Below are 12,607 nucleotides of genomic sequence, written 5' to 3'. Positions count from 1 at the left end.
TGTTGTGCAGATCCTTTCGTGGTGAGAACTCGGAACGGGAAACTAGCTTTCCTTGGCAGCGTTCAGTGATTCGCGGGCGGCGTCGGCAACAGCGTCGGCGGTGAAGCCGAACTTCTCAAAGAGCTCTGCGGCAGGTGCGGAGGCACCGAAGTGTTCCAAGGATACAGTGCGGCCGAAGGTACCGGTGTACTTGTGCCACGGCATCGAGATGCCAGCCTCCACGGAGACGCGAGCGCGGACCGAGGAGGGAAGGACAGATTGGCGGTAGGAGGCGTCCTGCTCGTCGAACCACTCCAGGCACGGAGCGGAGACAACGCGCGTTGCCGTGCCTTCAGCCTCGAGCTGCTTGGCGGCTTCTACCGCGAGCTGAACCTCGGAACCGGTGGCGAGGAGAATGACGTCCGGGGTTTCCTTCGATGCTTCAACGAGGACGTAGGCGCCGCGGCGAACACCTTCGGCGGCCTTCTCCTTGGTGCCCTCGAGCACGGGCAGGTTCTGTCGGGACAGCGCCAAACCCTTCGGCGCTGCCTTGTATTCGAGTGCCGCTGCCCATGCCTGGGCAGTCTCATTGGCATCGGCCGGGCGGATGACGGAGAGGTTGGGGATGGCACGGAGGGCAGAGAGCGTCTCCACCGGCTGGTGGGTGGGGCCGTCTTCACCCAAACCAATGGAATCGTGGGTCCACACGTAGTAAGTATCGGTGGACATCAAAGCGCCGAGGCGGACGGCAGGGTACTGGTACTCGGAGAAGATGAGGAAGGTACCGCCGTAAACGCGGGTATTACCATGCAGCGCGATGCCATTCATGATTGCGGACATGGCGTGCTCACGAATACCGAAGTGCAGGTTGCGGCCGTAAGGCGTGGCCGTCCAGGCGCCCGTGGTGATGGACTCCGGGCCGAAGGAATCCGCACCCTTGATGACTGTGTTGTTGGAACCCGCCAGGTCGGCGGAGCCGCCCCACATCTCCGGCAGGGAGGCTGCGAGCGCTTGGATAGCGGCCTCAGAGGCCTTGCGAGTGGCCAGAGATTCGCCTGCCTCCCAGGTAGGAAGGTCAGCGGCGAAGTCAGCCGGAAGTTCCCGGGCCTGGAGGCGGTCGAAGAGCTTCTTTTCCTCCGGGTGGGCCGCAGCCCATGCGTCGAACTTCTCCTGCCATTCGGCGTGCTTCTGTGCACCGCGGGCAGTCAGCTCACGGGTGTGAGCGAGGACTTCCTCGTCGATGTGGAAGGACTGCTCAGGATCGAAGCCGAGGACTTCCTTGGTGGCGGCGACCTCATCCTCACCGAGGGCGGCGCCGTGGACGCCACCGGTGTTCATCTTGTTCGGTGCCGGGTAGCCGATGACCGTCTTCACACGGATGAAGGAAGGCCGGGAGGTCTCGGCGCGGGCAGCGGCGGCGGCTGCCTCGATGGCTTCAACGTCCTCGCCGGATTCGACGGTCTGCACATGCCAGCCGTAGGCCTCGTAGCGCTTGGCCACATCCTCATTGAAGGCAATGTTGGTGTCGTCCTCAATGGAGATGCGGTTGTCGTCCCAGAAGACGATGAGGTTCCCCAGCTTCTGCGTACCCGCCAGGGACGAAGCCTCAGCAGTCACGCCCTCCTGCAGGTCACCGTCCGAGGCGATGACGTAGATGAAGTGATCGAAGGGAGACTCGCCCGCTGGGGCGGAGGCGTCGAACAATCCGCGCTCCTTGCGCGCGGCCATTGCCATACCAACCGCGGAGGCCAGGCCCTGGCCCAGCGGGCCGGTAGTGATTTCTACGCCGTCGGTGTGGTGCACCTCCGGGTGGCCGGGCGTCTTGGAACCCCAGGTGCGCAAGGACTTGAGGTCCTCCATCTCGAGGCCGAAGCCACCGAGGAAGAGCTGAATGTATTGCGTCAGGGACGAGTGTCCGACGGAAAGGACGAAGCGGTCGCGCCCGGCCCAGTGGGCGTCTGCTGGATCGTGGTTTAGCACGCGTTGGTAGAGCGTGTAGGCCAACGGGGCCAGGGACATAGCGGTACCCGGGTGGCCGGAGCCGCAGTTTTGGACTGCGTCGGCAGCTAGCACGCGCACAGTATCCACGGCGCGGGTATCGAGGTCACTCCAGTCCGAAGGGTAGCGGCGCTGGACCATAGCCTGCAGTTCCGGGGACAACTTATCGTGCGACACGGCGAAAACCTCACTTCGCTTCTGGAAACAGATATACCGTTTATCAGTGTAAAGGTTTTTCGATCCTCGGCGGGGGATTATAGAAACCAGGTTTCGGACGGTAATCTGGCATGGTTGACGCCGTTGCTCCCTGCTATCGGCCAGTGGCCGGCGAGTTTTCTCCGGAGAATGATCTGGATTCTCGCCACGAGGTTTTCAGGATGTGTTCTAGACGTCCTTGGGAACTTTCTAGCACGAGCAGACGACCACTACTTCAGACCAATAAGCCATTCACCCACGTGCCGGATTTACGGAGGACTGTTCCTTGGAGACCATCAAGGCCTATTTTGCGCTAACGAAACCGAGGATCATTGAGCTCCTCCTCGTGGCAGCAATCCCGGCTATGCTCCAGGCCCAGCGTGGATTCGAGGCGGTGTCGTCGAATTTCTGGCTCATCTTATCCACCATCTTTGGTGGCTGGATGGGTGCCGCAGCAGCCCACACGTTCAACAACGTTGTGGACTATGAAATCGATCAGAAGATGCAACGTACGCGCGCTCGCCCGCTGGTGCGCAAGACCATTGCGCGCCGCAATGCCGCTGCCTTCGCCTGGGTCATGCTGGCGCTGTCCGTCTTTTGGCTGGGCGTGCTGGCGCATTCTTGGCTGGCCGCGTTCTTCGTGCTGTTGACCAACTTTTTCTACGTCATCGTCTACACGAAGTTCCTCAAGATGCGGAATTCCCAGAACATCGTGTGGGGCGGTCTCGCTGGCTGTATGCCCGCCATGGTGGGCTGGGCAGTGATTCGGGATAACGCGCCCGCGGGGGAGCCCGATAAGTGGTGGCAGGCCGTGGTGTTGTTCCTCATCATTTTCTTCTGGACCCCACCACACACGTGGGCACTCGCAATGAAGTACAAAGAGGACTACCGCAAGGCTGGGGTACCGATGTTGCCCGTTGTTGCCGGAGAAGTGGAAGTAACTCGCCAAATCGTTTGGTACACAATCGGAACGGTCATCGTAACCTTCCTCATCATCCCGGCCGCTTCGTGGATCTATCTGGTGGCCGCGGTGGCTTCCGGTGCGGTCTTCCTGTGGATGGCCATCCGCCTGCACCAAGGAGTAAAGAAGGGCGCAAAGGTCAAGCCCATGCGCCTGTTTATCTACTCCAACAACTATCTGTCAGTTCTTTTCATCGGCCTGTCCATCGACGCCATCGTGGGTTGGGAGCCCATCGGGCGCATGCTGGGTTGGTCAGCCACGCTCTTTTAATTAGCTAGTGTTTATCTAGCTATTCTTCCTCCCGCACGCGCAAAACAATTGAGCCGGTGGTCTTGCGCTCTTGGAGGTCGCGGTGGGCCTGAGCGGCTTCTGCAAGCGGATATTCTGCAGATACGCGGAAGTCAAGCTCGCCGTCGATAACAGCCTGCACCACGGCTTGAGCACGCATCTGGAACTCGCCTTCTTGGGAGGTCCAGGCGCCGAGTGAGGGGCGGGTGAGGAAGATGGAGCCGTGCTTATTCAGCAGCTGCGGATCCATGGGCGGGACTGGTCCCGATGCGGCGCCGAAGAGCGCCACAGTACCGCGCGGGCGCACGACTTCGAGGGACTCGCCGAAGGTCGCCTTGCCGACGCCGTCGTAAACCACGTCAACCCCACGCCCACCGTTGTGGCGGCGTACCTGTTCGGCCAGGCCACTGCTGTAGCGGAAGACACAGTCAGCACCTGCACCGTAGGCCAGCTCTTCTTTCTCATCGGTGGAAACCACTGAGTAAACGGTGGCGCCAAGGGACTTGGCCATCTGCGTAAGGACTAGGCCGACGCCGCCCGCACCGGCGGTAATGAGGCACGATGCGCCTTCCCCAAGCTGATATACACCGTGGGTGAGATAGTGGGCCGTCATGCCTTGGAGGAGCATGGACCCAGCGACGGCGGACGGGATCTCATCCGGGACGGCCACCACGCGGTCGCGCGGCACACAGACCTGCTCGGCATAGGAACCGAATGCGTGATCCCAGGCAACCATCGTGCCCGGGGCGATCTCCCCCTGGGGATCGTGCACAACCCGGCCGGTGCCTTCGAGGCCGAGGATGAAAGGCACAGAGGCGTTGTAGATGCCTTCGCGGTAGTAGGTGTCGATGTAGTTGACGCCGGCCACGGAGACGTCGACAAGCAACTGCTCCTGCGATGGCGTGGGGGAATCTACCTCGGCGTAGGTGAGGACCTCAGGCCCTCCGGTCGTGGTCACCTGAATAGCATGCATGGTGTCTAGGCTAAACGACACCCCGGCCCCCGCGCAGCAAAAGCGCCGCCTTCCTCCTAGTGTGGTGGGGAAGACGGCGCTGTGAGCACCTAGCGGGTTGTCCTAGCGTTGGGTTGCGGAGCTGCTTTCGACACCAGTTTGAGTAGCGCTGGAGGAAGCAATTTCAGTGGTGCGGACTCGGCGCAGCCCATGCGCCCACAGTAGGGCGGTGAAGGCCGTAACCACCGAGGACATGCCAACGTGGAAGGGGACTGTCCAGCGTGGAATGTGCAGGTAGAACTGCGTTACGCCAAGAGCCCATTGGATGACGATGCAGGCAATGAGCACCCAGCCGGCCTTCCTGGCCGCCTTGGGCGCACCAGTGCGGTGAAGGAGGAAGACCACGATGAGGGTCAGCGCCAAGTAGACGTACATGCAGATAGCGTGGATGACGGCCATGCCATAGGTATCGACTCCGAGGCGTCCCTCCATGCCCACGCCAGCGTCGCCGGAGTGTGTTCCGGAGCCGGTGACAAAGGTACCGGTCAGCAGCACGATGGAGAGCGCTACCGCAGCAACGACCGCGAGGGTGCGCACGGCGGCAGGGAAGAGGCGAGTAGGGGTTCCGTCATCGGGTTCGTTGATGCGGGAGAACAGCATGGCCGCAATCCACACCAGGGCCATAGAGGGGAGGAAGTGAATTGCCACGCTCCACCAAGAAAGCTTCAGCACGACCGACAGGGCGCCAATGAGTGCCTGCACGAAGATACCTGCGAGCCCCGCCCAAGCATAGACCTTGAGCTCCTTGCGGCGCTGCGCCTTGTGAACGGCCACGATGCTGGCGATGGCCGCCGCCGCAACAACAAAGGTCAAAAGCCGGTTACCGAATTCAATGGCTTGGTGCAGCATGGGGGCCGCGCCTTGAATGGGGACGAGGGAACCGGGGTGGCAGTTGGGCCACGTCACGCAACCAAGGCCGGAACCGGTCACGCGGACGATGGAACCCGATACTGTAATGCCAGCCTGACAGATTAAGAGGACGAGTGCGATAATGCGCTGTGTCTTCAGCGAGGGGCCTGCAGGATTTGTAGCAGGCGCAGGGGTGCGTTGAGAAGAAATGTTGGCAGTACTCACGGGTACTCAGCCTACCGTTCGGCACCGCTCCGGAACCAAAATCAGTATGTGCGTCACGCCGTGCAAGGGAGAAGAATCACTTTTAGCCCTCGAAGCGGAACCAACGCACCGCTGCAAACGACGCTACCGCTGACCAACCGATGAGGACGAGGATCTCAAAGACAGGGAATGCTCCTTTAAGAGCGATGTCGAGCCCACCGGCCATCGCCACAGTGGGCACGAGCGTGAGCACCCCATTATCGCCCAGACCCTGGGAATACATCACCCAGCCGACGGTACCGAGCAGAATGAACCAAATGAGGTTGGACACCGCCAGGACAGCTTCTGAACTGAGGGTCCCGCCGAGCAGCAAGCCGAGCGCTGTAAATGTGGCGACACCAAACGCCAACACCACCACGCCGATGGCGGCACCGCCGGCAGTAATACGCAGCCCGAGGATGGCAGCTGCTGTGCCCAGTACAAGGACCTGAAGTACCACCATTGAAAGAACGCCAAGGATCTTTCCCACCACGATGGCCCAGGCCGGAACTCCTGATGCGCCCGTTCGTTTGAGCGCGCCATAGCGACGGTCGAAAGCCAGAGAAATAGCTTGGCCGGTAAACCCAGAGGATGTAGCGCCGACGGCCAGGACCATGGGGAAGATCTCCTCTACGCCGTGGCCCGTACTGTCCTGCATCTTGGCGGCGCCGATCAGGATAGCGAGCGGAATGATGATGCTCAGTAGCTGTTGCTCGCCGTGCCGCAGCATCAGCTTTGACTCGATTGCCCCTTGGGCACGGGCCATGGCGGCAACGCCAACGCGCTGCGGATTCGGGCTGAATGTGCCGGGTGCGAAGGTGCTCATGGAGCTTCTCCTTGATCAAACAAAGTGGTAGGTGTCAGATGCGGGCTAACTGCGCATCTCGCGGCCGGTGAGATCTAGGAAGACCTCTTCGAGGTTTCGGTGCGAGGTTTGCAGGTTGCGGAGGACAACGTTGTGCGCGGCTAAGAACGTGGCGAGCTCTGCGATGACCTCTGGGCTGACCGAAGAGGTAAGGCGGTAGTGGAGGGGGCGGGTAGCGTCGGCGGAGATGCCTGCCTTACGCAGCGCCTCAAGGTCCACTGGAGTCGCGGTCTCAAAACTCACCTGTGGGATATCAGCGGAACTCGTCAGCGACGCTGCGGTGCCGCTGGCGACGAGCTGGCCGTGATCAATAATGACCACGCGGTCGCTGAGTGCTTCTGCTTCATCCATGAGGTGCGTGGTGAGGATGACTGTCACGCCATCTGCACGCAACGCACGGATGAGATCCCACACGGCAAGGCGCGATTGTGCGTCCATACCTGCCGTGGGTTCATCGAGGAAGACCAATTCTGGACGTCCAATGATGGCCAAGGCGAGAGATAGTCGCTGTTGCTGCCCGCCCGACAAACGGCGGTAACTATTCTTTTCCACCGCGCGCAGCCCTAGGGTATCCAGTAGCCATTCCGGGTCTAAGGGATTGTCGTTATAGGAGGCGCTAAGTTGCAGCATCTCCTTAACCTTGATTCCGGAATAAGAACCTCCGCCCTGCAGCATGATGCCAATGCGGGCGCGCACCGCGTCAGGGTTGCGTGCAGGGTCAAGCCCCAGAACCTCAATGTGGCCGGAGGTGGGTTTCTTAAATCCCTCACACATCTCGATGGTGGTTGTCTTGCCCGCACCATTGGGGCCAAGCAGACATAGAATCTCGCCGTAATTAGCGCGGAAGCTCAGCCCATTTACCGCGTTAACGTCGCCATAGGTCTTTATGACGTTTTCTAGAATGAGAGCCGATCTAGTCACGGGCAGTTAGTTTAAGACACGCACGCCCGCTCGACGCAACGCAACCCACCCCGCAGCGATCAGTGCTACGAACGTCACCACAGCGGCCAAGTAGATAACGAAGACCGTGCCTGGGGGCAGGCCTAGCCCGCGCGGTAGGACGATGAAGCTCATCAACCCGGAGTAAATCATTACCGCCATACGGAAGAAGCGCCGGTTTGCCCACGCCGCGAGCGGCAGCACCGCCCACAGGATGTACCAGGGCTGGACGACTGGGAAGAAAACCACGAGCGCGAAGGTGGACACACCGAGTCCGCCCACCGGGTGGATGGCTCCGCGGAAGGTCGCATACAGCATGCGGAGCATAAAACCGGCGGCAATGATGACGCCGACAGTGCGGGTGACGCTGAGAATGGCCTCGGTGTGATCACCCAAACCCAACAGCATCCCGAGGAAGCCGGCGCCGACGCCCACGGAGGTCGTCGCAGAGAGCCAGGAACGGATCGTAGCCGCGCCGCCTTGACCAAAGATCCATCCAATATCGATACCCGTGATTATCGTGACTGCCGCAATAGAGACGGCGAGCAGAAGCAGCTGGGCAAGACCGGCGCCAAGGACCGCCCGGACGGCGGGCACACCGTGCTTGTCGACGAGCCTGCGAGCAGCCGCCATCCCGACAAACCCAAGTCCAATGAAGCCGGTAACCTTCACCATGCCGGCGCACGAAATGAGGACGCCAGACGCGATGAACAGTGCCCATACCCGCCAACGGGCGGCGTGGGAATCGTTGACAGCCCGAAGGCCCAATTCCACCCCGACGAGAGCCAGCCCCAGCATGAAGGATTCATTGTGAATGCCTCCTACCAGGTGAAGGATGGTCAAGGGGTTGAGGATGCCGAGCCAGAGTGCGGCCTCCGGCGCCACCCGGCAGCAGGTGGCGAGACGTGAAATGGCCCAGCCAGCAGCGATAATGCCGACGAGGGAAAACACTCGGTGCAGGACTACACCCCAGATGATGGAGTCGTGGGTGAGCCAGCTGACCAATGCGGCCAGTCCTAACGCCACAGGGCCATACGGGGAGGGGGAGTTTGCCCAGATGAATGGGACGGAACGGGCAAGGTCGTTATCGGCACCCAGCAGTTCGACGGGGCCTGCGGAATAGGGATCGAGGCCTTGCAGCACGATGGATCCGTTGGCCAGGTAGGAGTAGATGTCTTGGGTGAAAAGGGGAGCGGTGACCAGTAGTGGAAGTACCCATCCCAGCCAGGTTCGCCACATTTGGCTTTGCGTCAGCACTCGGGGGGAGTGGCTAAACCTCGTATCTTCCCCGTCGCCCGTTGTCCCTGGATTATGTTCGGCCTTGCGCAGGCGCAGTGGAGCTCCCACGAGTGGGGCCATACAAATCCACGCGGTCACCATGAAGCCGACACCGATAAACACGATGGCGGAGGAAGACTGCAGCATTCGTGACATGAGTGAACCGAAAGGCAAGGACTCATACGGGTTTCCCACCACTGGGAGCGCGCCGGCGCCCAAGCCGCCGAGTGCAATGAGCAGTGCGCCGATCGTGCCGAGCCAGCGAAGCGTGAACAGTGTACGCAGCTGGGAGATGGTGCGGCGGTGGGCGTCGCCAAGCGCGGCGTGATCTGCTCCCTCGGCGGAGTCGGGGAAGTCTTGGTGAAGGAGCGCGGAACGGGAACCAGGAACACCCATGCGGGGAAGCTCATCGCGCACGCCCCAGATGACGCGGGGCAGCCGCCCCGATCGGGTGTAGTCGCGTTCCATATTCATGACTGTCTACCTTAGCGGCTCAGTGGTGAGCGGGAACTAGCTGCCCGCGACACGAAGGAAAGAGTGGAAATTGGGAATGAATTAAGGAACACTAGTGTTGTCTAAACAGGGAATGATTCACTTAAGGAGGTGTGCACCGTGACGAAGGAGTTACCCAGGGAGACTCGCTCGACCGAGGGCGATACTCGCCGCCACGTCATGTTGTTGCTTCTCAAGGACGGCCCGGTGACGGCGTCGTACTTAGGTGAACGCCTAGGTCTCTCTGCAGCCGGCATACGCCGGCACTTAGACATTTTGGTGGAGGAAGGACTCACCGAGGTTGTACACCGCCGCCCAGCAGCCCGCCCCGGGCAGTCGGCAGGCCGTGGTCGCCCCGCCAAGCACTTTCGCCTCACGGATCAAGGCCGTGCCCAATTCGGGCATGCCTATGACCAACTGGCTGCGGAAGCACTCACCGCGTTGCGGGAAGCGGGAGGGCCCGAGGCGGTCCGGCGCTTTGCTAAGGCCCGCTTCGAGCGGCTCGTGGAAGACGTGACTCCTTTGGTAGAGGAGGAAGAATCCGTACCTGAGGTGGCACGCCAGCTGGCCGCTGTGCTTGATGCACACGGCTACGCGGCCACGGTGACATCGGTGGGAAATGGAGTGCAGATTTGCCAGCACCATTGCCCGGTGGCCCATGTGGCTGCTGAGCATCCGGAGTTGTGTGAAGCAGAACAAGAAGTTTTCTCCGCGCTATTAGGCAAACACGTGCAGCCTTTGGCCTCCATCGCGGATGGCCACGGAATCTGCACCACGAATATCCCCTTAAAACCTGTCCCGCCGTCTGCGGTGGAACGGGAAAAAGACTAATCAACATAGAAAGGAGCGGGCTTTGACACAGGCACAACCAGCACCAGGGCTTGAGACCAAGATGAGCGATGATGAGATCATCTCCTCCATCGGTGGATATGACTACGGCTGGCACGATTCGGACGCGGCCGGCCAGGCAGCACACCGAGGTTTGAGCGAAGACGTCGTCCGCGATATCTCGGAGAAGAAGAACGAGCCGGAATGGATGCTTGAGTCCCGACTCAAGGCACTGCGCGTTTTCAACAAGAAGCCGGTGCCCACGTGGGGCCCGGATCTCTCCGACATCGACTTTGACAACATTAAGTACTTTGTCCGCTCCACTGAGAAGCAGGCCCAAACCTGGGATGACCTGCCATCAGACATTAAGGAGACCTACGACAAGCTGGGTATCCCGGATGCCGAAAAGAAGCGTCTAGTCTCCGGTGTTGCCGCCCAGTACGAGTCTGAGGTGGTCTACCACAAGATTCGTGAAGACCTCGAAGCCCAGGGCGTTATCTTCGTCGATACCGATACCGCTGTGCGCGAGTACCCGGAGATCCTCCAGGAGTACTTCGGCACGGTCATCCCAGCCGGTGACAATAAGTTCTCCGCGCTGAACAATGCCTGCTGGTCTGGCGGCTCCTTCGTCTATGTGCCAAAGGGCGTCCACGTGGACATCCCGTTGCAGGCTTACTTCCGCATCAACACGGAGAACATGGGTCAGTTCGAGCGCACCCTCATCATCGTGGAGGAGGGCGCCTACGTCCACTACATCGAGGGCTGTACCGCGCCGATCTACAACTCGGACTCACTGCACACCGGTGTCATCGAGATCGTCGTGAAGAAGGGCGGCCGCTGCCGCTACACCACCATTCAGAACTGGTCCACCAACGTCTATAACTTGGTGACCCAGCGCGCCAAGGTGGAAGAGGGCGGCACCATGGAATGGGTCGATGGCAACATCGGTTCCAAGGTCACCATGAAGTACCCCTCCTGCTGGCTGACCGGCGAGCACGCTAAGGGCGAGGTTCTCTCCCTGGCTTTCGCGGCGGACAACCAGGTGCAGGACACCGGCTCCAAGATGGTCCACATGGCGCCGAACACCTCCTCCAACATTGTGTCCAAGTCGGTGGCCCGCAATGGTGGCCGCGCCGCCTACCGTGGTCTGGTGCAGGTCAACGCCAATGCCGCCAATTCCACGGCCAACGTCGAGTGTGACGCGCTGCTAGTGGACAATAACTCGCGTTCGGATACGTATCCGTACAACGATATCCGCAACGACCACGTCACCTTGGGCCACGAGGCGACCGTCTCGCAGGTCTCCGAGGAGCAGTTGTTCTACCTCATGTCCCGCGGTATCGCCGAGGAAGAGGCCATGGCGATGATCGTGCGCGGCTTCGTTGAGCCGATTGCAAAGGAGCTCCCCATGGAATACGCATTGGAGCTCAACCGTCTTATCGAGCTGCAGATGGAAGGATCGGTGGGCTAAGTGGTAGCTTCCAACGAATTTAATCCTGCTGACGTCACCAAGGGTGACCAGTTCACATCATTCAACGTGGAGGACTTCCCGGTCCCGCATGGCCGCGATGAGGTGTGGCGCTTTATTGCCCTGCGCAACCTGCGGGGCCTGCACAACGGTGAGTTTGCGCCGGCAACCGCGCAGAAGATCGACGTCACCGCTCCGGAAGGCGTGACCTCCGAAACGGTTGCGCCTGACGACGAGCGCTTGGGCACCGCTGGCGCACCTGCTGACCGCGTTGCTGCACAGGCCTGGACTTCCATGCCGGAGGCACAGGTTGTCACTGTGGACGCTGAGGCACAGTTGGACAAGCCAGTGGAGATCACCATTACCGGTGCTGGTGAGGGCGTGACCTCCTTTGGTGCGACCTCCATCCACGTGGGACACCACGCCGAAGCCACCATCGTGCTGAAATACGTCGGCTCCGGCACCCACGCGGACAATGTTGAGTTCGTGCTGGGCGACGGCGCCCACGTCACCGTCGTCGTTGACGCCGATTGGGAAGATGACGCCGTCCACCTGTCCCACCAGATCGCGAAGGTGGGCCGCGACGCCGTCCTGCGCCACAACACCGCCATCTTCGGCGGCGAGATTGTGCGCCTCGTTCCGCGCGTGGTTTTCGACGCCCCGGGCGGCGATGCCGAGCTGCTGGGCGTCTACTTCGCCGACGCTGGCCAATACTTCGAGAACCGCCTGCTTGTGGACCACGATGTGCCGAACTGCCGCTCCCGCGTTTTCTACAAGGGCGCGCTGCAGGGCGCTACGTCCGCGCAGAAGGCCGAGGCTGGCTCCGCTTCCCGTACTCCGGAGGCCCGCACCTGCTGGGTCGGTGACGTGCTCATCCGCAAGAACGCGAACAACACGGACACCTATGAGACGAACAACAACCTGATTCTCATCGAGGGCGCGCGCGCAGACGCCATACCGAACCTGGAGATCCAGACCGGTGAGATCGTCGGCGCCGGCCATGCCGCAACTGTGGGCCGCTTCGATGACCTCGAGCTGTTCTACCTCATGTCCCGCGGCATTCCGGCCGCCGAGGCACGCCGCCTCATCATCCGCGGCTTCTTCTCCGAAGTCATCTCCCGCATCCCGGTCGAGTCCCTGCGCGAGGAACTGGAATCCCGCGTCGTCGACGAGCTCGCCAAGATCAACGCTTAAAACTCCCCGAAAGCAGGT

Annotated in this window: 10 protein-coding genes; 4 read left to right on the top strand and 6 right to left on the bottom strand. The window is 61.0% G+C overall.

Annotated features, from left to right (window positions below; genetic code table 11):
• Positions 1 to 42 precede the first annotated feature (42 nt).
• Positions 43 to 2,118 (bottom strand): transketolase, encoded by a 2,076-nt coding sequence (gene tkt / locus HMPREF2792_RS08720; RefSeq protein WP_186312173.1) that lies wholly within the window; start codon positions 2,116 to 2,118, stop codon positions 43 to 45.
• A gap of 340 nt (positions 2,119 to 2,458) precedes the next feature.
• On the opposite strand from tkt, the gene HMPREF2792_RS08715 reads away from it, so the two are divergent.
• Positions 2,459 to 3,403, top strand: a complete 945-nt coding sequence (locus HMPREF2792_RS08715; protein ID WP_070524276.1) for a heme o synthase — start codon at positions 2,459 to 2,461, stop codon at positions 3,401 to 3,403.
• A gap of 19 nt (positions 3,404 to 3,422) precedes the next feature.
• On the opposite strand, the gene HMPREF2792_RS08710 is transcribed toward HMPREF2792_RS08715, so the two are convergent.
• The 5 genes from HMPREF2792_RS08710 to mptB form a co-directional block, all read right to left on the bottom strand.
• Positions 3,423 to 4,394, bottom strand: coding sequence for a quinone oxidoreductase family protein (locus HMPREF2792_RS08710; protein ID WP_070524523.1), 972 nt, complete (start codon positions 4,392 to 4,394; stop codon positions 3,423 to 3,425).
• Between the two features lie 102 nt (positions 4,395 to 4,496).
• On the bottom strand, positions 4,497 to 5,507 hold the full coding sequence (locus HMPREF2792_RS08705) for a COX15/CtaA family protein (protein ID WP_070524273.1): 1,011 nt from the start codon (positions 5,505 to 5,507) through the stop codon (positions 4,497 to 4,499).
• 82 nt (positions 5,508 to 5,589) lie between these two features.
• Complete coding sequence (locus HMPREF2792_RS08700; RefSeq protein ID WP_070524271.1) at positions 5,590 to 6,351, bottom strand: ABC transporter permease; 762 nt, start codon at positions 6,349 to 6,351, stop codon at positions 5,590 to 5,592.
• A 45-nt stretch (positions 6,352 to 6,396) separates the two neighbouring features.
• On the bottom strand, positions 6,397 to 7,311 hold the full coding sequence (locus HMPREF2792_RS08695; RefSeq protein ID WP_070532925.1) for an ABC transporter ATP-binding protein: 915 nt from the start codon (positions 7,309 to 7,311) through the stop codon (positions 6,397 to 6,399).
• A gap of 6 nt (positions 7,312 to 7,317) precedes the next feature.
• The gene (gene mptB, locus HMPREF2792_RS08690) at positions 7,318 to 9,081 is read right to left on the bottom strand and encodes a polyprenol phosphomannose-dependent alpha 1,6 mannosyltransferase MptB (RefSeq protein ID WP_070532923.1); all 1,764 of its coding nucleotides are present in this window, start codon (positions 9,079 to 9,081) and stop codon (positions 7,318 to 7,320) included.
• A 198-nt stretch (positions 9,082 to 9,279) separates the two neighbouring features.
• On the opposite strand from mptB, the gene HMPREF2792_RS08685 reads away from it, so the two are divergent.
• Genes HMPREF2792_RS08685 through sufD form a run of 3 tightly spaced genes read left to right on the top strand, consistent with a single transcriptional unit; the run spans position 9,280 to position 12,589 of the window.
• Positions 9,280 to 9,930 (top strand): helix-turn-helix transcriptional regulator, encoded by a 651-nt coding sequence (locus HMPREF2792_RS08685; RefSeq protein WP_154736555.1) that lies wholly within the window; start codon positions 9,280 to 9,282, stop codon positions 9,928 to 9,930.
• A 22-nt stretch (positions 9,931 to 9,952) separates the two neighbouring features.
• Complete coding sequence (sufB, locus tag HMPREF2792_RS08680; RefSeq protein WP_070532920.1) at positions 9,953 to 11,398, top strand: Fe-S cluster assembly protein SufB; 1,446 nt, start codon at positions 9,953 to 9,955, stop codon at positions 11,396 to 11,398.
• Entirely contained in the window at positions 11,399 to 12,589 is a 1,191-nt protein-coding gene (gene sufD, locus HMPREF2792_RS08675) for a Fe-S cluster assembly protein SufD (RefSeq protein ID WP_070532917.1), read from the top strand.
• The last annotated feature ends 18 nt before the right edge of the window (positions 12,590 to 12,607 follow it).

This window comes from Corynebacterium sp. HMSC068H04, assembly GCF_001811255.1.
GTDB lineage: Bacteria > Actinomycetota > Actinomycetes > Mycobacteriales > Mycobacteriaceae > Corynebacterium > Corynebacterium hesseae.
Note: the sequence above shows the minus strand (reverse complement) of the source record. Positions and strands in the feature narration are given on the sequence as shown.